Origin of the sequence: Parvularcula marina (genome assembly GCF_003399445.1) — a bacterium.
Lineage (GTDB): Bacteria > Pseudomonadota > Alphaproteobacteria > Caulobacterales > Parvularculaceae > Parvularcula > Parvularcula marina.
In genome coordinates, this window is the sequence record NZ_QUQO01000001.1 from 2,190,981 (window position 1) to 2,211,666 (window position 20,686).

16 protein-coding genes are annotated in these 20,686 nt (G+C 62.0%); 2 read left to right on the forward strand and 14 right to left on the reverse strand.

Annotated elements, in window-relative coordinates:
* The first annotated feature begins 14 nt into the window (after positions 1 to 14).
* Entirely contained in the window at positions 15 to 800 is a 786-nt protein-coding gene (locus DX908_RS10615; protein ID WP_158548677.1) for a cell wall hydrolase, read from the forward strand.
* Here DX908_RS10615 and nadC read toward each other — a convergent pair.
* The 9 genes from nadC to DX908_RS10660 form a co-directional block, all read right to left on the reverse strand.
* Complete coding sequence (gene nadC / locus DX908_RS10620; RefSeq protein WP_116392309.1) at positions 789 to 1,652, reverse strand: carboxylating nicotinate-nucleotide diphosphorylase; 864 nt, start codon at positions 1,650 to 1,652, stop codon at positions 789 to 791. The two genes, DX908_RS10615 and nadC, sit on opposite strands and share 12 nt — an antisense overlap.
* Positions 1,649 to 3,229 carry an L-aspartate oxidase gene (locus DX908_RS10625; protein WP_116392310.1) on the reverse strand — a complete coding sequence of 527 codons (1,581 nt, stop codon included), beginning with the start codon at positions 3,227 to 3,229 and terminating at the stop codon, positions 1,649 to 1,651. The genes nadC and DX908_RS10625 overlap by 4 nt, the downstream gene beginning before the upstream one ends.
* Entirely contained in the window at positions 3,204 to 4,298 is a 1,095-nt protein-coding gene (gene nadA, locus DX908_RS10630) for a quinolinate synthase NadA (RefSeq protein ID WP_116392311.1), read from the reverse strand. The genes DX908_RS10625 and nadA overlap by 26 nt, the downstream gene beginning before the upstream one ends.
* 166 nt (positions 4,299 to 4,464) lie before the next feature.
* Complete coding sequence (locus tag DX908_RS10635) at positions 4,465 to 5,403, reverse strand: NUDIX hydrolase (RefSeq protein ID WP_116392312.1); 939 nt, start codon at positions 5,401 to 5,403, stop codon at positions 4,465 to 4,467.
* A gap of 43 nt (positions 5,404 to 5,446) precedes the next feature.
* The gene (locus tag DX908_RS10640) at positions 5,447 to 5,848 is read right to left on the reverse strand and encodes an ACT domain-containing protein (protein WP_116392313.1); all 402 of its coding nucleotides are present in this window, start codon (positions 5,846 to 5,848) and stop codon (positions 5,447 to 5,449) included.
* Positions 5,845 to 6,444, reverse strand: coding sequence for an HD domain-containing protein (locus tag DX908_RS10645; RefSeq protein ID WP_116392314.1), 600 nt, complete (start codon positions 6,442 to 6,444; stop codon positions 5,845 to 5,847). The genes DX908_RS10640 and DX908_RS10645 overlap by 4 nt, the downstream gene beginning before the upstream one ends.
* A gap of 3 nt (positions 6,445 to 6,447) precedes the next feature.
* Positions 6,448 to 7,050 carry an SMI1/KNR4 family protein gene (locus DX908_RS10650; protein ID WP_116392315.1) on the reverse strand — a complete coding sequence of 201 codons (603 nt, stop codon included), beginning with the start codon at positions 7,048 to 7,050 and terminating at the stop codon, positions 6,448 to 6,450.
* A gap of 18 nt (positions 7,051 to 7,068) precedes the next feature.
* Positions 7,069 to 7,551, reverse strand: a complete 483-nt coding sequence (locus tag DX908_RS10655) for a RidA family protein (RefSeq protein WP_116392316.1) — start codon at positions 7,549 to 7,551, stop codon at positions 7,069 to 7,071.
* Positions 7,552 to 7,560: 9 nt separating this feature from the next.
* Positions 7,561 to 8,682 carry a beta-ketoacyl-ACP synthase III gene (locus tag DX908_RS10660; RefSeq protein WP_116392317.1) on the reverse strand — a complete coding sequence of 374 codons (1,122 nt, stop codon included), beginning with the start codon at positions 8,680 to 8,682 and terminating at the stop codon, positions 7,561 to 7,563.
* A gap of 252 nt (positions 8,683 to 8,934) precedes the next feature.
* Here DX908_RS10660 and DX908_RS10665 point away from each other — a divergent pair, with 252 nt between their 5' ends.
* Positions 8,935 to 10,218 (forward strand): multidrug effflux MFS transporter, encoded by a 1,284-nt coding sequence (locus tag DX908_RS10665; protein WP_158548679.1) that lies wholly within the window; start codon positions 8,935 to 8,937, stop codon positions 10,216 to 10,218.
* Here DX908_RS10665 and DX908_RS10670 read toward each other — a convergent pair.
* The 5 genes from DX908_RS10670 to DX908_RS10690 form a co-directional block, all read right to left on the reverse strand.
* Positions 10,185 to 10,766 carry a DNA-3-methyladenine glycosylase I gene (locus tag DX908_RS10670; protein ID WP_116392319.1) on the reverse strand — a complete coding sequence of 194 codons (582 nt, stop codon included), beginning with the start codon at positions 10,764 to 10,766 and terminating at the stop codon, positions 10,185 to 10,187. The two genes, DX908_RS10665 and DX908_RS10670, sit on opposite strands and share 34 nt — an antisense overlap.
* The gene (ygfZ, locus tag DX908_RS10675) at positions 10,763 to 11,566 is read right to left on the reverse strand and encodes a CAF17-like 4Fe-4S cluster assembly/insertion protein YgfZ (RefSeq protein ID WP_158548681.1); all 804 of its coding nucleotides are present in this window, start codon (positions 11,564 to 11,566) and stop codon (positions 10,763 to 10,765) included. The genes DX908_RS10670 and ygfZ overlap by 4 nt, the downstream gene beginning before the upstream one ends.
* A 39-nt stretch (positions 11,567 to 11,605) precedes the next feature.
* Entirely contained in the window at positions 11,606 to 13,660 is a 2,055-nt protein-coding gene (pbpC, locus tag DX908_RS10680) for a penicillin-binding protein 1C (RefSeq protein ID WP_116392321.1), read from the reverse strand.
* The gene (locus DX908_RS10685; RefSeq protein WP_199564681.1) at positions 13,660 to 18,507 is read right to left on the reverse strand and encodes an alpha-2-macroglobulin family protein; all 4,848 of its coding nucleotides are present in this window, start codon (positions 18,505 to 18,507) and stop codon (positions 13,660 to 13,662) included. The genes pbpC and DX908_RS10685 overlap by 1 nt, the downstream gene beginning before the upstream one ends.
* Positions 18,508 to 18,645: 138 nt before the next feature.
* Positions 18,646 to 20,646 carry a DUF3857 domain-containing transglutaminase family protein gene (locus tag DX908_RS10690; protein ID WP_116392323.1) on the reverse strand — a complete coding sequence of 667 codons (2,001 nt, stop codon included), beginning with the start codon at positions 20,644 to 20,646 and terminating at the stop codon, positions 18,646 to 18,648.
* Positions 20,647 to 20,686: the final 40 nt, after the last annotated feature.

The window sequence follows — 20,686 nt, forward strand, 5'->3', positions numbered from 1 at the left end:
ATACTGGGACAAACATGAAAAAGATAACTGGGTTCCTGTCCCCGAAGCGGGCAGGGGTGTTTGTTGCGTGTGCCGTTTTGGCAGCTTCGGCCTCATTTGATGTGATGGCCTCGAACAAGAGCGGGACAGCTTTTGCGTCCCCATATGATTCAGCTGTCGCCTATTCGTACAGAATGGCGTCGCAGGGGAATAATGTCGAATTCACGATGCCGACCGCTGCGGAGCGCGAGGCCGCGGATCCCTTTGTCGTGCTCTCTGACCGCGGCGTTGATGTTGATCCGATCCGGGCTGTCGCAGCCGAGCTGGCGCTCGACCTCAGCGGCATAGAGATCGCCATTGCGGGTGGCCGAGCTGATGCGGCTGTCGTGCCTGCCGCCGACCGGAAATGCCTTGCTCAAGCCATTTACTACGAAGCGCGCAATCAAAGCTCTGCCGGTCAGATGGCCGTTGCTGACGTCATTCTCAATCGCGTCGATGACAAGCATTATCCGGGTTCGGTCTGCGGTGTCGTCTACCAGGGCGCAAAGCGTGAGACGGGCTGCCAGTTCTCTTTCACCTGCGATGGCTCGATGACCAAGCCGGTCGATGTGCTCGCCATGAAGGACGCACAGCGGATGGCAGAGGCGGTCCTGTCTGGCCTGCGGATTGAGATCACGCGCGGGGCGCTCAACTATCACGCAAATTATGTGGCGCCGTACTGGGCGCCGCGGCTGCACAAGACGGCCGTGGTCGATGACCACGTCTTTTATACGCCGGTGCGTTACGCGCAGCTGGCGCAGGGCGGCACGTCAGCTCAGTGACAATTCCATGCCGATGTCCAGGGTCGGCGCGGAATGGGTGATCCACCCGCTCGAAATCACATCCACCCCGGTCTCGGCGATCTCGCGCACAGTTTCGAGCGTGACATTGCCGGAGGCTTCGAGCAGCGCGCGGCCATCGGTCAGGCGCACGGCCTCGCGCAGCGCTTTGGGCGCCATATTGTCGAGGAGGATGATGTCAGCGCCCGCGGACAGAACCTCACGAAGCTGATCAAGCGTATCGACTTCAATCTCTACACGGACGGTGTGCCCGGCATATGAACTGGCAGCATCGAGCGCACGCCTTATGCTGCCGGCGGCCACAATGTGATTGTCCTTGATCATTACCGCATCGTGCAGGCCGAAGCGGTGGTTCATCCCGCCGCCGCAGCGCACGGCGAATTTCTGGAGCGCCCGCAGGCCCGGTAGGGTTTTGCGTGTACAGGCAATCGCGGTGCCGGTGTCTTCAACGATCTCGACAAAGCGGGCCGTGGCCGAGGCAATCCCGCTCATATGCCCAAGGATATTGAGCGCAACGCGCTCGGCGGTCAGCAGGCTGCGGGCGGAACCGTTGGCAACAAGGATCGTATCGCCAGGCATCAGGGCAAAGCCGTCGCCCTTCAGGGTTTCAAGCTCGATCTCTGGATCGACCGCGCGAAAGACGCGGCGCGCCATCTCAACGCCAGCGGCAACGCCGAAGGTGCGGGAATTCAGCTCCGCCCGGGCGGGCCGGTTCTTCGGCACGGTGGCGATGGTCGAGATATCGCCCGCATCGCCGAGGTCCTCGGTCAGCGCGCGCATGATCAGGTCAGCCGTCATGGCTTCGGGAAGGGGGAAAGTCAGCTCACGGTTCATTTGAGCACCTCATAGGCCTGAATATCCTCTGCCAGAACGAGCGCAGCGTCTTCATTTCTTACCGTCATCGTGTGCATCGGAGGTAGGGTTTCCGGATAATCGAGGCGCGAATGTGCGCCGCGGCTTTCGGTCCGCGCAAGCGCCGCCTCAACGATCAGCTCTGCGGTGAGGAGAGAGAGCCGGTCGCCTTCCGTTTCGGGCAGGGTCTCGCGGATACGGTCAAGGAGCGTCGAGAGCCCGCCAGCCTCACGAAGGAGGCCGCATTGTCCGGCCATGGCCTGACGGATCGGGGGCATCGAAACGGGAGGACGCGGCGGCAGGACAGTGGGGGCCGCTTCAAACTCCGTGCGCGGGGCTTGCGCGAGGCCGCGTAAGACATCCGCGGCCCGCTGGCCGAAGACGAGCGCTTCGAGAAGGGAGTTGGAGGCGAGCCGGTTGGCACCGTGAACACCCGTGCTGGCGCATTCGCCAACGGCCCACAGGCCGGTGACGGTGCTGCGCCCGTCCGTATCCGTTGCAATGCCGCCCATATGGTAATGCGCCGCTGGCGCGACCGGGATCGGCTTGATCGCGGGATCAATCCCGGCCGCCATGCAGCTTTCATAGACGGTCGGGAATTTGGCTCGGAATTTCGGGCCGATGGCTTTGCGGGCGTCGAGGAACGCTTCCCCGGTTGAGGCAATCGCCCCGGCGACACCGCGCGCCACGACATCGCGGGGCGCAAGCTCCGCATCAGGATGAAGGGCGGGCATGAAACGGCGGCCATGCGCATCATGAAGGGTCGCGCCTTCGCCCCTGATCGCCTCGGTCGCGAGCGGGGCGGGGTCCTGTCCGATATCGATGGCGGTGGGGTGGAACTGGACGAATTCGAGATCGCGCAACTGGGCACCGGCCTCATAGGCCATGGCAAGGCCATGACCTTGCGCATAAAGAGGATTTGTCGTGACGGCATAAAGCCCGCCAATGCCGCCTGTCGCAAGGACGACATTCCATGCCGCAAAGCCGACAAAGCATTCACGGTCGGCATCCCATGCCTCGATCCCGCTGACTTCGCCGTGATGGGTCGTAATGCGGTGAACGATGGTCCGTTCCCGGATTTCAATGTGTCGTGCCTGCATCGCCCGCTCAGTCAGCACTTCCATGATTTTGGCGCCGGCTTCGTCACCGCCGACATGGACGATGCGGTCACGGGAATGGGCCGCCTCTCGGCCCAGCTTCAACTGGCCGTTGCCGTCACGGTCAAAGGGGACGCCAAGCTGGAAGAGATCCTCGATCCGGTCCGGGCCCTCCGTGCAGAGAATACGCGCGGCGTGCTCATCGACGAGGCCCGCTCCGGCGGCCAGCGTATCCTTCAGATGAAGCTCGGGGCTATCCTCCAGCGACATGGCGGCGGCAAGGCCGCCCTGCGCCCAGCGCGAAGAACCGCCATGCCCGACGCGACCTGCGGTGACCAGAAGCACCGGACGCGGCGCCATGGCGAGGGCCGTGTAGAGCCCGGCAATCCCGGCGCCGACAATGATGGTGGGCGAATTGCCCCCCCGGTCGGTCACTTCACCGGTGCTCCACGGCCACGACATCGCCCGTCTTGCCGACAGCGAAATTCGAGACGGACCCCAGTTTCGGCAGGTCGATCATCCGCTGGACCGCCGCGAGGGCTTTGATGCGGATATCCTCATCGACGGTGACTTCATGCTCACCGGTTTCAAGGCAACGCAGGATCCCCTCAAGCGTGATCCGCTTCATATGCGGGCAGAGATTGCACGGCCGGACGAAATTCACATTCGGATTCTCGGCGGCGACATTGTCCGACATCGAACATTCGGTGATCAGGACCACATGTTTGGGCTGATTGTCCTTCACATAGCCTGACATGGCGGCGGTCGAACCGGCAAAATCGGCTTCGGCGAGGACATCCGGCGGGCATTCAGGGTGGGCCAAGACGATGACGCCCGGATTGCCTGCCCGCATTTCGCGGATGTCTTCTGGGGTGAATTGTTCGTGCACCTCACAGGAACCGGCCCATGTGATGACTTTCTTGTCGGTCATGGCGGCGACGTTTTTCGCGAGATACTGGTCGGGGATCAGGATCACGCTGTCCGTGCCCCATTCGGCGCAGATATGCTCGACGACCTGCACGGCGTTCGACGAGGTGCAGCAGATATCGGTCTCGGCTTTTACATCGGCTGTCGTGTTCACATACGTCACGACCGGGATGCCGGGATAGCGTTCCTTCAGCAGGCGGACATCCGCCCCGGTGATCGAGGAAGCAAGCGAGCAGCCCGCCTCAAGTGAGGGGATCAGGACCGTCTTTTCCGGCGCGAGGATCTTGGATGTCTCGGCCATGAAATGAACGCCTGCCTGAATGATCATCTGCGCATCGGTCTCAGCGGCCTCACGGGCGAGGGCGAGGCTGTCGCCGCGGAAATCACCGACCGCGAAGAAGATGTCCGGCGTCATGTAATTATGCGCGAGGATGACCGCGTTTTTCTCCGCCTTCAGATCATTGATGCGCGCAATGATAGGGGCGTTCAGCTCCCATTCGAGGCGCGGCACGAATTTCTCGACCAGCGGATAGAGGTGGTCGGTCTTGGCTTTGACCTCTTCGGTAAAGGCCAGCGGAATTTCAGCTTCGAAGCCATGAGCCATGGCTTACCCCTTTCATTGTCTGTGCGAACTTATGCTCACAGAGAGTATATGGGGTGTGAAGATATGCCCATCAAGAGCAAAAGGCAAAGGCGAATTGCAGGTTTTCCCCAGATAATTGCGCAAACAGTGCCATTTTTGGGGAAAACAAAGGCGGGGCTGGGGGAAACTATTGCCGCATCCGGGGCAGGGTCATGCCGAGGCTGTGCTTTTCGAGGGCCAGCGCGCTCGCACGGTAGAGGGCGGCCGGGCGCCCGCCAGTCGAGGCCGCGACGATGTCTGTTTTCTCGACCAAGCCTGCGCTTTCGAGGCTGCGGCGGAAATTCTGTTTGTGCAGGCGGAAGCCGAGGATCGCCTCGACCGCGAGCTGGAGGTCGGTGAGGGTGAAATGCTCCGGCATCATCTGGAACAGGATCGGCCGGTAGCGCAGCTTGCCGCGCAGGCGGCCGATGGCGGTGGCCAGGATGCGGCGGTGATCGGACAGCATCGGCCGGCCAAGGCTTTCATCCGTGGCACGCGCGGTCTCGCCCCTGTCGCGCGCTTCTTCGGGGACGAGCCCCGCCTCATAGAGAAGCTCATAGCGGTCGAGGACGCGCTCTTCTTCCCACGGTACGCCTTCCAGCGCGAAGCTGGCGCGAAGGCGGGCGCGGCGGTCTTCGCTATCGGCCCAGACGTCGAGTTTCGGCAGGATGTCATCTGTCAGAATGGAGGGCGCGCCGTCCCGCCAGTCTTCCCACGGAAAATAAGTATACCAATCAACCCATTGAGCGCGATCAATCGCCGGGGGCACGCATTCGGGCGCAAGACCCAGATAGCCGACCGAGACGACCCGGTCAGAGGGTTCGGTGTCGCGCATGACGGCGCGCGGCGCCTCGCGGCCCATGTCGCCGAACGTGTAGAGCTGCTCGACATAGCCGAGCGGCACATCCGCCTGCAGCTCAACGAATTGCCTGAGGCCGATTTCGAATGTCCGGTGCGCGCCGGGATCGAACGCCCCGAAGGGCAGGGCCCAGCCGACCGACCGCTCAACGCACAACACGCACGGGGAAGGCCCTTCCAGCGCGGCGAGGACGGCATTGAGACCGATGACGAGGCGGTGTTCGGACATGGGGCGCCTTATGCGCGGCAGCGGGGACGGTAGCAACAGTTCCTCAGCAGGGCGATGAGGTAAGCGACTTGAGAATCTCCATGGCCTCATCCGCGCGCGCGTCGGGCACAAAGAGGTGGTCGTGATAATAGCCCGCGACGGGGTTCACGGGGATATCTTTGGCCGCCAGCGCAGCCGAAACGGCGGCCATCAGCCCTGCGGCATCAAGCGCGGAATGCACCGATAGCGTGATCCGGCGGCAGGGAAATTCATAGGCCAGCCCCTCCTTCTTTGCCGTCTCTTCGGTCAGGATCAGGGTCTCTCCTTCTTCTTCCGTAAACTGCATAAGGAGAGAGAAATGGGCGGTGTCTGTTCCGGCAGGCACGCACGCGAAGACATAAGTGTCCGCATCGAGCACTGGCGTCAGGCCGGACAGTAATCGTCCGAGGTCACGCTCGCCGCTCATTTGGCCATCTCCTTCCAGAGTTGCTCGAACCGGTCGAGATAGAGGGCTTGTGAGTCCTCCGTTGAAAGAGCGGTGAGGTGGAGGGGCTCGATCTTACGCGGGACGGGGAAGAATTTCTCCGCCTCGGGCACGTCGAACCCTGCGATCTGGGTCGCCTCGAAATAGGCGCAGGCCCGGTCAGCTTTTTTGATGTGCTTTTCGACCGTCTGCGGAAGATCAGCGGGCAGGGAGAAGCGGACATGAATGGCACGCTCCAGCCCCTTCTCGACTTCCTTGTATTTTGCGCCGAGCGCCGCCTTGAAGGGCGAGATCATGTCGCCGATCACATATTCGGGCGCGTCATGCAGGAGCGCCGCCATCTGCCATTTGACGGGCCAGTCGGGCTTCATCTGCAGGCACATATCGGTGACGATCACCGAATGCTGCGCGACGTTGAAAGGGAGCGGCCCCGTCGTCTGACCGTTCCAGCGCGCAACGCGGGCAAGGCCATGGGCGATGTCCTCGATTTCGATATCGAGGGGCGAAGGGTCGAGAATGTCGAGGCGGCGGCCGGACAGCATGCGCTGCCACGCGCGCGGCGGAGGATTGGTGGGCATCGGTCAGCCTTTAAACCAACCGCCCGTCGCAAATCCATCGGTTGTTTCTGCGAAATTACTCCAGACAGGTACAAATTTTATGGGATCCTGTGGAACATCAAACGGGCTGGATGGCGCGAACTCCCTCAACAAATAATCCGTCAGATCATGGCCGTAATAGATGATGTCACTCTGCATGATCGAGAAGACGGGATTACCTGATTCAACTGGCTCTGCTGACAAATAGCGGTGCCCATAAATCGGAAGAAGGCGGGGCCAGGTTTCAAAATCAGCGCGTACGGTATTTTCGATTTCTTCTCTGGACGTCGGCTTCTCGCCCCACCTGTTCAGCCAGAGGTCATCATGCCTAACATCAAAGATGAGGCCATCAATGATCCAATTGATACTTTGTGTGTAAGCCTCTTTGGAAAAGTCCCACCACGGAAAGAGGGCGCCACCCGAGCCAGAGGTGTTCTGGAGAAAGAACCGAAAATCCTGCGGGAAAGGAAAGCCGAGGTCTTTCTCAATGGCATCAATTTCGGGGGCCGCCAAGCCATGCTCGCCAAACTGGATTGGCTCGTTGCTGCGCTCTCGTAGCTCTTTCAGGAAATCAATAGTCAGGTCCATGCCGGAATATGCTCGTTATTACTCCCGACCGAGCGGCGCATAGGCCGTGATTTTAATCTCCGTGATCCCCGTATCGGGATAGAGCCGGTCTATATCGATGGCTGTCCATGCCGTATGCGGCGGTTTCATGTACCGGTTCTTGACCTGCAGGAAAGTGTCGATCTGGATTGGCATATCCGTGTGGTAAGTCGTCATGTCGACGACATCGTCCCAGTCAGCGCCAGCCGCAGTCAATATCTCGCCGATATGAATAAAAGCTCGATCAAACGCGGCATCGAGATTTTCGGGTGTCGCTTCGATCATCTCGCCGGTTTCGGGGTCGGTCGGCAGCCCTGCAACCACGCCGGCAAGATACACCATGTCACCGGCCCGGACGGCTGGGCTGTAGCTATAATACTCAACCGTGGTTTCCATCCCTTCCGGGACAATGGCCTGTTTTTCCTGTGCCACCGCTGTGCCGATGAGGCTCAACCCGAAAAGAAGTGCGAGAGTCGTTTTCATGTTCTGTCCTTATCCTGCTCTGACAATCACGCTGCCTGCGGAATATCCCGCGCCGAAACCGGAAATGACGCCGATATCGCCCTTGGCAAGGCCGTCATGATGTTTGTGAAAGGCGATGATCGAGCCTGCCGATGACGTGTTGGCGTAATCGTCGAGCACGACCGGGGATTCCTCGCGGGTCGCCTCGCGGCCCAGCACTTTCTTGGCGATCAGCTCATTCATGTTGAGGTTCGCCTGATGCAGCCACATCCGCTTGAGGCTGTCGCCGGGGATCTGATTGTCGGCAAGGTGGGTTGAGATCATCTCGGCCACCATGGGGACGACTTCCTTGAAGACCGAGCGGCCATTCTGTTTGAAGAGCTTGTCCGTATCGGGATCGTCCCAGTCAATGACCGTGTCGGTCGAGGGATCCATAAAGCCCATATTGTTGCGTATATTATTCGACATGACCGTCTTGAGGCGAGTGTCGAGAATATCGAACTGACCCGGCGCCGGTTCGCCTTCCGCCGGGCCGATAATGACGGCGGTGCAGACATCACCGAAAATGAAATGCCCGTCGCGGTCGCGGAAATTGATATGGGCCGAGCAGATTTCAGGATTGACCATCAGTACCCGACGCGCGCCGGTTGAGAGGAGCCCCACCGCCGTCTGGATGCCGAAGGCCGCCGACGCGCAGGCGACATTCATGTCAAAGCCGTAGCCGTCAATGCCGAGGGCGTTCTGGATCTCGACCGCCATGGCGGGATATTGCCGCTGCATGTTCGAAGCCGCGCAGAGAACAGCGTCGATGTCGTCCGGGCCGAGATCAGCGCGTTTCATCGCATCGCGCGCGGCCAGCACGCCCATCTCAGCCATGATCGACAGCTCGTCATTCCCGCGGACGGGCAGTTTCGGTCGCATACGGTCGATATCGAGGATACCGTCCTTTTCGAGCACATAGCGCGCCTTGATGCCGGAGGCTTTCTCAATGAAGCCGGGAGAGGATGGCTCTTTCGGCCGGTCGGGGTTTTCGGCGTTCCACCTCTCAACCCAGGCATTATAGGTGGTGACCAGCTCTTCATTCGAAATGGAATGGGGCGGGGTATAAAGCCCGGTCGAAAGGATACGGGCTATAGGGGCATCGGCGGTCATGCGCGGCCTTCTTCATTCTTGAACACTGTTCCGCCTAGCATGCGCCCGCATGTGCCGAGTGACAACAGCCCGCGTTCTCAGGCGGGCTCGATTTCGGTAAGCTTATCGGGCGCCTGACTGTGATCTTCCGAGAGATCACCTGGAATGAGCGCCGGGGCGAGACCCTCCAGCGAACGCAAAACTCTCTTGTCTCTTCATATTATCGCGGGCCACGGCTTGCGCCGATCCGGGCAGAGGCTTAGCGCCTGCAACATGATGACTAGCTCCGCGACATTGACTTCAGACAAGCCCGACAATCCGCAATTGCCTGGACAGGCCGAATTTGTGACGCTCATCGCCGCGTTAATGGCGATGAATGCACTGTCGATCGACATCGTCCTGCCGGCACTCGGCGTGATCGGATCATCTTTCGCGCATCACTCCGGCAATGAGATCCAGCTGATCGTGACGACCTATGTCGTTGCGTTCGGTGCGGGCCAGCTTGTGCTGGGGCCGGTCATGGACCGGTTCGGGCGGCGCCCGTTCCTGATCTCCGCTCTGATCCTTTTTGCACTGGCCAGTTTCCTTGCGATTGCGGCGTCCAGTTTCAACGGGCTGCTGGCCGCCCGCGTGGTACAGGGGCTTGCGGCCTCTGTCCTGCGGGTCTCGGCCGTCGCAATCGTCCGTGACCGGTATAGCGGGCGGGAGATGGCGAAGACCATGTCGACCGTGATGATGGTTTTCATGATCGTGCCGCTACTTGCGCCAGCGCTCGGTCAGGTCATCCTGCTGACAGGGCCGTGGCCGCTGCTCTTTGTCACCATGGGCGCCCTTGGCGGGGTGGTGGCGCTCTGGGTCGCGATGCGCCTGCCAGAGACATTGCCGCCCGAGGCGCGTCGGTCCGTCCGGATCTCAGTGCTGCTCGAAGGGTACAAGATCATCCTTACCCACCGTGTTGCGGCAGGCTATATGATCGCCAGCGGTTTCGTTTTTGGTATTCTCTTCAGCTTCATCACGGCCTCGAACCAGATCTTTCTTGATGTCTACCAGATCGGCAGCTGGTTCCCGCTGGCCTTTGCGGCGGTGGCGCTTGGCCTTGCGGTGACCAATTTCCTCAATGCAAGGATGGTAGAGCGGATCGGCATGCGGGCGCTGTCGCATACAGCGCTTTGCGTCATGGTCGTTGGAACGGCCGTCCATGCGCTGTTTGCCTCTTTCGGTTATCAGCCGCTCTGGCTCTTCATCCTGCTCGCAGAAGTGCCGTTCCTGATGCTCGGTTTTCTGGGCGCGAACATGACGGCGCTGGCGCTTGATCCTTTGGGTAAGGTCACGGGGCTTGCGACCTCGCTGCAGGGCTTCATTACGACTGGCGTTGCAGGGTTCCTCGGCACCATGGTCGGGCAGGCCTTTGACGGCACGGCCCAGCCTTTTGCGTATGGCACGTCGATCCTGTCCATCTGTGCCCTGCTGATCGTTCTATGGGTCGAGAAGGGCAAGCTGCGGGCGTTCGATTTCAGCGGCGATCAGACGCCGGAAAGCGTGGCCACCTCGCGGTGACGCGGACAGGTGACGAGGTGATCATTCACCATGCCGACGGCCTGCGCGAAGGCGTATACGATTGTCGGCCCACAGAATTTGAAGCCGCGTTTTTTGAGGTCCTTTGACAGGGCGTCGCCTTGCGGAGATGTGGCCGGCACCTGCGAGATCATCTTCCATTTATTGGTGATCGGCTCGCCGTCGAAATAGGACCAGAGATAGTCGGAGAAATCTTCGCCATTCTTCGTCATCTCACACCATAGCTTGGCATTGGTGATCGCGCCTTCGATCTTGCCGCGATGGCGGATGATCCCTGCATTGCCGAGCAGTTTCTCGACACGTTTATCCGTGTAGCGCGCGACCTTTTCGGGATCGAGGCCGTCAAAGGCGTCGAGGAAATTCTCACGCTTATGCAGGATCGTCCGCCAGCTCAGCCCCGCCTGAAAACCGTCAAGGATCAGCTTGCCCCAGAGGGATTTTGAATCGTAATTCGGCACACCCCATTCCGTATCGTGATAGCTTTCATAAAGCGCATCCCCCTCGGTGACCCAGTCGCAGCGATTCTTCATGGCAGATAATCCGGTTTGTGAAGCGTGACGGGGATGTCTTCGGCCATCGCGGCCTCGCCGTCCAGCCGGTCGAGCCGTACAATGGCGAGCCCTGTGCCGCCCACTGCATGACGGATTTCCCCGACCGTGCGTCCCTCCTGTTTAAGGGAAGTGCCGGGGGTGAGGTTATCGCCGCGCACAATATAGGTCCGCTTACGGATTTCACCTTTGCGGAACATGCGGCTGGCGACTTCCTGGCCGACAAAGCATCCCTTTTTGTGGTCGATGCCGTGCAGGGCATCAAGGTTCACATCAAGAGGGAACGCTTCTGCCTCGCCAATGCCTGCGCCCATATCGGGGATGCCGAGGGTGAGCTGGTGGGCAAGGTATGTGTCTTCCGTATCCGGAATGCCACTCACTCGCGGGGCCAGCCATCGGAAACCGAGCTCCGCATGGCGGGGATCGGGAGCGGCGGCGATGGCTCCCTCAAGCACGCTGTCTTCATCAGGGAAGACGCACACCAGATAGTCCGCCGTCACATCACTCATCTCGACCTTCGCCCGCAGGCGATAAAGCATGAGCTTTTTGAGAAAGCCCGGCCCCCGCCCTGTGGGCAGGTCGGCATAAATATCCTCGGCCGTCATGGTCAGGAACAGGGTCTCAAGGATCTTCCCCTGCGGCGTCAGGAGTGCGGCATAAAGCGCGCGGCCTTCGGCGAGGTGATCCATATTGGCTGTCAAAAGCCCCTGCAGCAGGGACTTGGTGTCAGGCCCGGAGAGTTTGAGGATATCACGGGAGAGGCGGGTCGGGGATAATGTCATGGGAGCCATTTAGGCCCGGTTGAGGCCCGTTGCATCCCCCTAGCCCTGTGGCCCTCTCACACGCACTTTGGTGACGGTCGAGCGCCCTGCCGCATCGACAACTTCGAGCCGGTAAAAGCCGGGGCCGCCCGGCTGCCAGATCGGCGCGCCACCCGCATCAAGGCCGATAGGCTGACCGTCCGCATACCACTGGAGCGGTCCTGTACCGCGTGCTGAAAGGACGAATTCGCGGGCCGGGCTGTCCGCCCAGATTTCCGCCTCATCGGGGGGGAAGAGGATCTGCGGCGGTGCATTGTCCGGCGTGAATCGGGCAAGGGGGGAAGGCGCATCCGGCAGCGCCTCGATTTTCTCCGCACCCGTCTCATCTGGCAAGGTCCGGCGGATGGCATCGAACAGATCGAACAGGAGCGGGGCTGCGGCCTGCCGCCCGGTCACACCGGGGCGCGGCGTGCCATCCGCATAGCCGGTCCAGACGATGACGGCATAATTGCCTGAAACCCCTGCCGCCCAGGCATCACGGAAGCCGTAAGACGTGCCTGTCTTGAAGGCGATGTGCCGGGCGCCGGTCGTCAGTTTGGAGGGCATCCGGCCCGGCGGGGGCGGGGCGCCTTTGAGGATGGTCAGGATTTCCGTCGCGCTTTCGGGGCTCATCAACGGATAGCCCTTGGCACTGCGGTTGGCTTCTTCTTCTTCAGGGGTGAAGGCGAGCGGCAGGGCCTCACCCTCATCGCCGAGCGCGGCATAGAGAATACCGAGATCCCGCATACTGATCCCGAGGCCCCCAAGCGCAATGGCGAGGCCGACATCGCTGTCAGCAGAAGACGGCATGGAGGGTGAGCCGCCCGCAAATGTCAGGGCAGAGAGGAACCGGGCGGCCCCGACCTCATCGAGCACCTGCACGGCGGGGACGTTCAAAGAGTGTTGAAGCGCGGCGGCGATGGTGACTTCGCCGCGGAAGGTGCGGTCGAAATTCTCCGGGCTGTAGCTGGCAAAGCGGCTGGGCAGATCGTTGATCACCGTGCCGGGTGCGGCAGCGCCGTCATCAAAGGCAAGCCCATAGATAAAGGGTTTGAGGGTCGAGCCCGGAGAGCGGCGGCGATTGGTGAGATCAAGCCAGCCGCCGGCGCGGTCGCGGCCTGCCGAACCGACGGCAGCCCGAACGGCCCGGCCATCAATCTCGATGATGAGGGCGGCGGCCTGCACATTCTCGCCGCTGGAAATGGCAGCCGCGCGGACCAGGCGTTCTGCTTCGTCCTGAAGGCCCCAGTCGAGTGTGGTCGTGAAACTGCCCGATTTGTCCATCCGTTGACGGATGGTATCGCTGATCTGCCATGCATCGCCGGGGAAGGCGGCGCGGGTAGCGGGGACATCCTCAAGCCCCGCATCTTCGGCAGTCGTCGCCGCAAGGACGCCATTCTCCGCAAGTCGGGTCAGGATCGAATTGCGGGTCGCCTTGGCGATGCCCGGTTTGCGATCGGGGCGGCGCGCCTCAGGCGATTGAGGCAGGGCGATGAGGAGCGCGATCTCCTCAGGCGTCAGGGCTTCGGGTGGACGGCCGAAATAGGCAAGCGAGGCCGACCGCACCCCTTCGAGATTGCCGCCATAGGGCGCGAGCGTCAGGTAAAGCTCGAGGATTTCCTGTTTCGACAGCCGCGCTTCGAGCTGGAGCGCGCGGAAGCTCTCAATGATCTTGGAGCGGAGCGTCCGCTCGCGCGGTTCCAGCAGGCGGGCGGTCTGCATGGTGATGGTCGAGGCGCCGGACGTGATCTCACGATTGGCGGCGGCACTCGCAAGCGCGCGGAAGACGGCCAGCGGGTCAACGCCCGGATGCTCGTAGAAACGCTTGTCCTCAATGCGGATCAGGGCGTCAATATAGTCCGTGTCAATCGTGTCGACATCGGCGGCGAGCCGCCAGCGGCCATCCTCAACGGGAAAGGCGCGGAGCGGACGGCCTTCGCGGTCGGTGATAACGGTTGAGACCTGCTCGCCCCGTTCGATGGGCGGCGGGAAGAGCCGGTCAAGCGCGATGACGCCGATGGCGAGGGCCGCAACAGAGGCGGCCCCCCATTTGAGATATCGGCGCAGGCCCGCCATCAGGGGGCGATGGAGACCGTGCCGGAAGCCGAACGGCCGGTGACGTCGGGACGGTACATGTCCTCGGCGACCGCGCCCGGCATGGTGAATTCACCGGGCGTCACGGCACGGACGATATAGGCGAGCCGCCGCGAGATCAGCCCTTGCGTGTCGATCGCCGCAACGAAACGGTCATCGCGCGCTTCGGCGACATTGGGCAGGGCCACCGTGCCGAGGAAGGTGTAGGGCCCGTTGGGCGCTGCATCCTCGGGACGGATCACCGTTTCGATCTCAAAGCCCGCAGGCAGAAGATCGGCGATGATATAGGAGGCATAAGCCCGGCGCTCCGGCGTCAGGGTCAGCCAGACGACCATGCGGTCGCCGCGCTCAACAGAACCGAGATCGATTTCCTCACCGTAAAGGTCCGTGAACCGCTTATCGATGGTCAGATCGGCGGATTGGGCCGGCGGCGGGCTCGACGGGGAGCCGCTGGCAAGGACCGTCACCCAGACGGGGCTGTCGCCTTCATTGGTGAAGGGGCCAGCGTTTTCGAGGCCAGCCGGATTCAGCTCGAGCGGCTGGGGGGCTTCCTCATTGTGATAGGAAACGCGGACCTTTGCCGTGTCCCCGGCAATGGCGCGCGCAGCCATGATCATCTGCGCTTTTTCCTGCGTCGTGAGCGAGCGGGGCTCGGGCACATCGCGGGCAAGGCGCGGAACCAGTTTCTCGACAATGTCGGTGTACCCCGCTTCTGCGGCGAGGGCCGTGATGGCGGCAAGGTCGCGGCGCGGCGTCTGGTACCAGTCGCCGTCATTCTCGTAGCCGATCTTCTCGACCGCCTTCTCGAAGGCATTGGCCGCGCGGGCTCGGTCACCAATGGCCGCAAGACCGGCGGCGATATGCGCACGGGCGAGCGGGCTCTCGATCTTCTCGAGCATCTCGTCATGCATATAGCGCAGGCGCGAACGTTCCGCCCGGCCGTTCCGGGCAAGGACGTAAAGCGCGTAGGCCGTGCTGCGGTTCTGCATCCGGTCGGACGTATCCGCCGTATATTGCTGGGGCGGCAGGGTCACATCATAGCCGGAGCTGCGATAGAACTGACCGCGAGCCAGCGGCGTGAGTGCATCGAGCGCACGGGTCACCGCGGCCTCCGGCACAGCATAGCCCTGCTCTTTGGCGCGGGTCAGGAAATCGGCGGCATAGGCGCCAATCCATGGCCGCGCATTCTGGTCCCCGATCCGCCACAGCCCGAAGGCGCCTTGCGCATTCTGACGCGACAGAAGGGTTTCGATGGCTTCGTGGATTTCAGGGCGCACCCCATCCGGTCCAGCAACACCTTCCAGCCCTGCGAGCTGTTCAGCATAGAGCAGCGGCATGGTGCGGCTGACGAGCTGTTCTGTGCACGCATAGGCATAGCGATAGAGCGAGGCATAAAGCGCCGCCGTATCAATCGGCGTTGCCGCTGCGCTGATCTGCGCGAGCTCCGTGCCGGAGATGAACCCGGAGAGAAGATCCGCAGGCGGTGTATAGCTCTCCCCAGGGGCGAGGGTGAATTTCTCAACCCGCGTGACCGGCCAGAATGCCGGGCGCACTTCGATGGGATAGGAGCTGGAGACAATATAGCCGCCCGGCCCCTTGGCCGTGATCGCAAGGTCGGCAAGGCCGACTTCATCCGCCTTGATGCGGACGTTTTCGTCCTTGCGATCGCCTGCATTGAGCGTGAGCTTGAGATCGCCATTAGGCACGCTGACCTCGCCGGAGCTGACAACGGAGATGTCATACTCGCCCTCGGGCCCCGCGACATTGTCGGCAGTGACGGTGGCGAGCGCCTCGTCGCCCGGCGCAAGGAAGCGCGGCAGGATGAGTTCTGCAGGCACATCATCACGGACGGTGAGCGGCTGGTCGGCAGAGCCGATGCCTTCATCCGACCAGACAACGGCCATCAGGCGAAGCTCGCCGTTAAAGTCAGGCAGTTTGAGCGGCACTGTTGCGCGCCCGTCGCGGCCCATCTCAACGACGCCCGAGAAGAGCGCGACCGTTTTAGTGGGAACGACCGTGAGGCCAGCCCCGCCGATCTGGTCGCCGCCCGAGCGGATCGGTGATGCTGCGCCCTGGTTCGGGTCAAGCAGCCGTCCGTAATCGTCATAAAGATTTACGCCCAGCGCTGATTTGCCGAAGAACCAGTCCAGCGGCTGAGGCGAGTCGAATTTGGTGAGCAGCAGGATACCCTCATCGACTGCGGCGAGCGTGACATAGGCTTTGCCGCGCGGGCCGTCCTGCGCGACGATATCGACATTATAGGTCTGGTTGGGTGTGACCGGACCCGGCGCGTTGATCATCACCTCATAGCTGCGGTCAGAGACATCGACCGGCACGTAGGCGACGCCGACGGCGCGGCGCGGACGCGGCTGGGTCACCGCATCACGCGGGGTGTAGACTGTCACCATGACGTATGCGCCAGAGCCCCAGTCCTCAGAGACGGGCAGGGCGATTTCGGCGCCGGCTTCCTCAACGCTGACCTGCCGTGTCAGGAGGACTTCGTCGGTGGCCACCACGACTTCGGCAAGGCCTGCATAGGGCGCCTTGATGGTCAGCGTGGCCCGTTCTCCCACCGTGACGGGGTCTTCGGGCGCAGAGACGCGCACCTGATCGGGGGCTTCGACGCCATCGACGGTGCGGCCGCGCCAGCCGACCCAGAAGCCTTTGGAGGCAAGGTCTTCGCCATTCATCGTGGCGTAGAGGGTGTAATCGCCCCAATCGAGTTCCGGCGTGTTGATGAGGGCGGGTTCGCCTTCACCGGTGATACTCAGCACACCCGATTCAATCGGCACGATGCGTTCTGACCGCCGCCAGCGCCATGAGCCACCCGATGTGCGGTACCAGTCGTAATCATAATCGCGGCGGACCAGTCGCCAGCCGATCTCGGCATCCGTGGCCGCGCCCTTGGCATCGACCGCGATGACCTCGAAGCTCGCTTCCTTGCCGCGCTCCGCCCGGCCGTCAAAGCCGGGTTTCATGCCAAGATAGACATCACGCGGATGATAGGGGATGCGGACATCATCGGCGACAACGCGGCCGCCTGGCTCCTCGACCTCGACCACCGCGCGGACGCGCAAGGGTTTGGTTGAGTCAAGACCGCGCGCGGCAATCGCCAGCGGGACAGCGGCCTTGCCTTCGCCATCGGCTGTGGTTTCGGGCAGGTCGAACTGGATCTGCGAGAAGCGCTCATCATGCATGCCGAAGCTGTAGCCTGCCCAGTCCTTGAACGGATTATAGGCGGTCTCAACGCGCGCCGTGCCGCGCACCGGCAGGCCTGCGCCCGGCGCACCGTAAAGGAAACGGGCGCTGGCCTCGATCATGCGGGTCTCGCCCGAGCGCATCGGGGTATCGGTATCAGCATCAAGCTCAAGAGCGATCCGCTGGGGGATGAAATCTTCGACCGAGAAGCTGGTGCTGCCGACTGTGCCGGCGCCGTCAAGCTCAACGGCAATGCGCCAGATGCCCCGTGCGGCGGCTTTCGGCAGGGCAAAGGGCTGGGAGAGCCCGCCTGCATTGGCGAGTTCCTCGAACCGGACGCGTGCCTGCTCGATGCCATTCGGCTGATAGAGAACGAGCGCACCGGCCCGGTCCTCAACCGCATGGCCCGCTGCATCACGCAGGAGGAGGCTCGCCTGCACGGTCTCGCCGGGACGGTAGATACCACGATCAAGATAGAGGAAGGCATCGGCCATGTCCGGGCGGTAGCGGCCAGAGACCGGCTCATTCGAGAGATCAACCGGCGTTCGGTTAAGATCGAGAAGGGCGAAATCGCCTTCCCGGCCATAGGCCATCAGCATGCTGGGTGTGTTGCCTTCATCCCCGGCCATCATGGCCGCGGAGAAATCAACCTGGCCGCTGCCATTGGTTTTCTTTGTACCGAGAATCTCATTCGAGCGGGCAACGAGCTGCACCTCGACACCGGAGACCGGCTCTGCGCTTTGCAGCGACCGGACGGTGACGTTGAGCCCGTCCTTGCCGCGATAGGCGGTGAAAGCCAGATCGGTGACGAGCACCCAGCGGGCGGCCTCTGCCGGGCGGTTGACGTCGCGGTCTAGTGCGCCAGCATCCTTGATCTCGACATAATAGGCGCCGGGCTCAAGCTCGCTTATGGCTTCGGCGATGGGAAAGACCGAGGTGACGGTCGAATTGGTCGGGCCCGCCGTATCAATACGGCCCTTCCAGACTTGTGTGCCGAGCTCATAGGGTTCGTCCCCGCCATATCCGTACTCGCCTTCGCCAGCGGAATAGCCTTCGGAGATGGAGCGGAAGACAAGGGCGCGGTCGGTGACGCGGGAGACCTTGATCTCGACCTCATCGACATTGACCGTGGTGAGGGCGAGGCCGTCCGCATCGATCCGGGGCAGGATCACGCCGGAGCCGGCAAAGGCAACGACCGCCGGGCGGTCATCAAAGGTCAGGGTCAGGCTCTCATCGCGCTCCAGCGTATCGCCATCGGCTGAGGGGAAGCCTGTGCGAAGTGTCAGCTCTTTTTCATCGCCATAGGAAAGCCCGCCAAGACAGAGCCGCGCGCCATCGACCCGGAGGGCGATGCGGGCATCGATATCGACATAGGCGGAGTAATCCGTGTCCGGCGAAAGGGGCTCCGAGAAGGTGAGGCAAAGCTCGGGCGTCGTTGACTCGCCGTTCACCGCATAGCGCAGGAAGGCGAACTCTTCGGGCACAGGGGCCGGGCGGGGCGCCTCGGCCGCCATTTCAGCCTCGGTGCCGGTATCCGTATCGGCTGCATCCTCCTCATTCGAGCAGGCAAGGAGTGAAAGTCCCAGAAGCGCGGCCATTGCCGTCCGCCAGACCCGATGCGTCATACTCATTCCCTCTTCCATGATGAGCCCCTATTACCCCCTGCTTTTAGGGCGATGGGCCGTGTCGCGAAACACCTGACTACCGCAAACCCTGACTGGGGCGGCGGCAAGGCGCGTGAATGGCCAAGTGCGGGTAAAATGAAGGCGTTAGCGCCCGAAGAACGCATCCCTCAGGATCTCGCCCACACTTGGAGATTGTTCCGTCTCGTCGTCTTCACCCAGCTTTCCGAAGTCCCAGGTGATATAAAGGAGGTCGTCAAAGGCCCGCCGGGCGCGCTCATAGCTCTGGGCGTCCTCCGCCGGAATGGCGCGGCCCTCGGTCCGGATCGCCCATCGCAGATGCAGCCGCTCGCCGTCTTCTTTGGTCTCGAAATCGACCGAGAGGGGGCCGATACGGCTCGACACCGCCTCCATGCCGTCATGGGTGCCGCCATTCTCGACGATCACTTCATGAACAGCGTTGAGAGGGTGCGGGATCGCGATTGGGGCCTTGCGATCCTTCCCGTCGACTTCGGGCAGGTCGTAATCCACCGAATAGGCCGAATAGGCGAATTCATCATCGAGATCGTCGGCCTCGAAATCCTCAAAGGCGAGGCTGTAGGATTCCATCATGGTGATGAGGTTGGCGTCGCGGTCGTCCGTCACCTTGATCCGCTCAACCATGTCGAGGCCCGGATAACGCTTGCGGTACCAGTCGCGGTAATTCTCCGACATCGTCCTGTTCGAGGTCTCGCTGATATCGCCGCGCATGACGTCGGCGGCGCGGCCATGAAAGACCGAGGCGACGGTGAAGGCGATGTCGCCTGAATCCTCAAATGCGTAAGTCTCGACGACTTCCTTTTCGGGCGCATCGAGCGGGCTGTCATTCATTTCTTCGAGTTCAGCACCGGGGCGGATCGGCAGGGCCCAGGAATAGCGCGGCGCATAAATCTCCGGGAATACTCCGCCCTGCAGCGACCAGGTCGCGTCGATGTAATGCGGTTTGCCCTGCCATTCGATCCGCACAATGACGTGATCGAAATGGACCGGCCCCGGAGCGACCAGTGGCAGCAGCGCCCCTTCATCCGAATGCACCAGCGCCGGGACAGCCTCATAGCCCATATGGCGCAGCATGGCTGTCAGGAGGAGGGATTTGTCCTTGCAGTCGCCATAGCCGCGCCGGCCGGTCAGCGCAGGGGGGCGGGGGCGATAGGCGCCCAGTCCGATCACGTCACTGACATAGCGGACATTGTCCTGCACATGCCGGATCGCCCAGGTGATTTTCTCCGCATCCGTCCCTTTGAGCTCATCTAGCTCTTCGGCAAGCCCCGCAGGCAGGGTCATGTCGATGTCATAGAGATCGGCGGCCCAGGCGGCGACATCACTCCACTCATCATAGCTGGAGATCGACAGGCTGCCGCCCTGAATATGGCCGACCGGTGTGTTGGCCTCATAATCATAGATGTCGGGATGGGTTGCCTGCCACAGATATTCCGTCATACCGTTCTTGCGGCTGACGGTCATGTCCTCGGCATCGCCGCGGGTCCGGATGGTCAGCGGCAAGTCATCAGGCACGATGATCCGCCGACGGCCGAACCCTGTATCCACCACAAAGCGGGTCGGGAAATCGGCAAAGAACTCATCCGGCCAGAGCGGCGTCTTCGCCACCAGCGTGTGGGAGACATCGATGATGTCGCCGACCCGGACATCGGGCAGCTCGGCAAAGACGGTCATGCGGCCATCAACGATACCGCGGTCAAGCTCCTGCTCCTGTCGCGCAAATTGCAGCTCCAGCCCTTCAAGGCGGTCGAGCTTTTTACCGCCCCGCCAGATCGCAACGTCATGAAGGATGATCTCCTCCTTGGTCGGATCATAATCGAGCGACAACCGGGCGGCTTCCTCAAGCCCAGCGACGCTGGTGACGAGTTCGGCAAACCGCCAGAAGGAATCATAGCCATCGGCTGTCTTGCGGCGCTGCATGTCATAGAGAAGGACGATCGAGCCGTCCTCGGCCTCATCGCGGGAGACAAGGTCCGGGTCCGGCCGGCCCGAATCCTCAACCCATTCAGGGACGGGCGCGATCTCCGCTTTGCCGTCTTGCGCCCGCACAGGCATCAGCGCGAGAACGAGGCTTGCGCCAAAGGCGAGCGTTAGTGCCCTGAGATACATGCGTGAACTTCCCCGTCACCCTTCAAGGTGATCAAAGCAT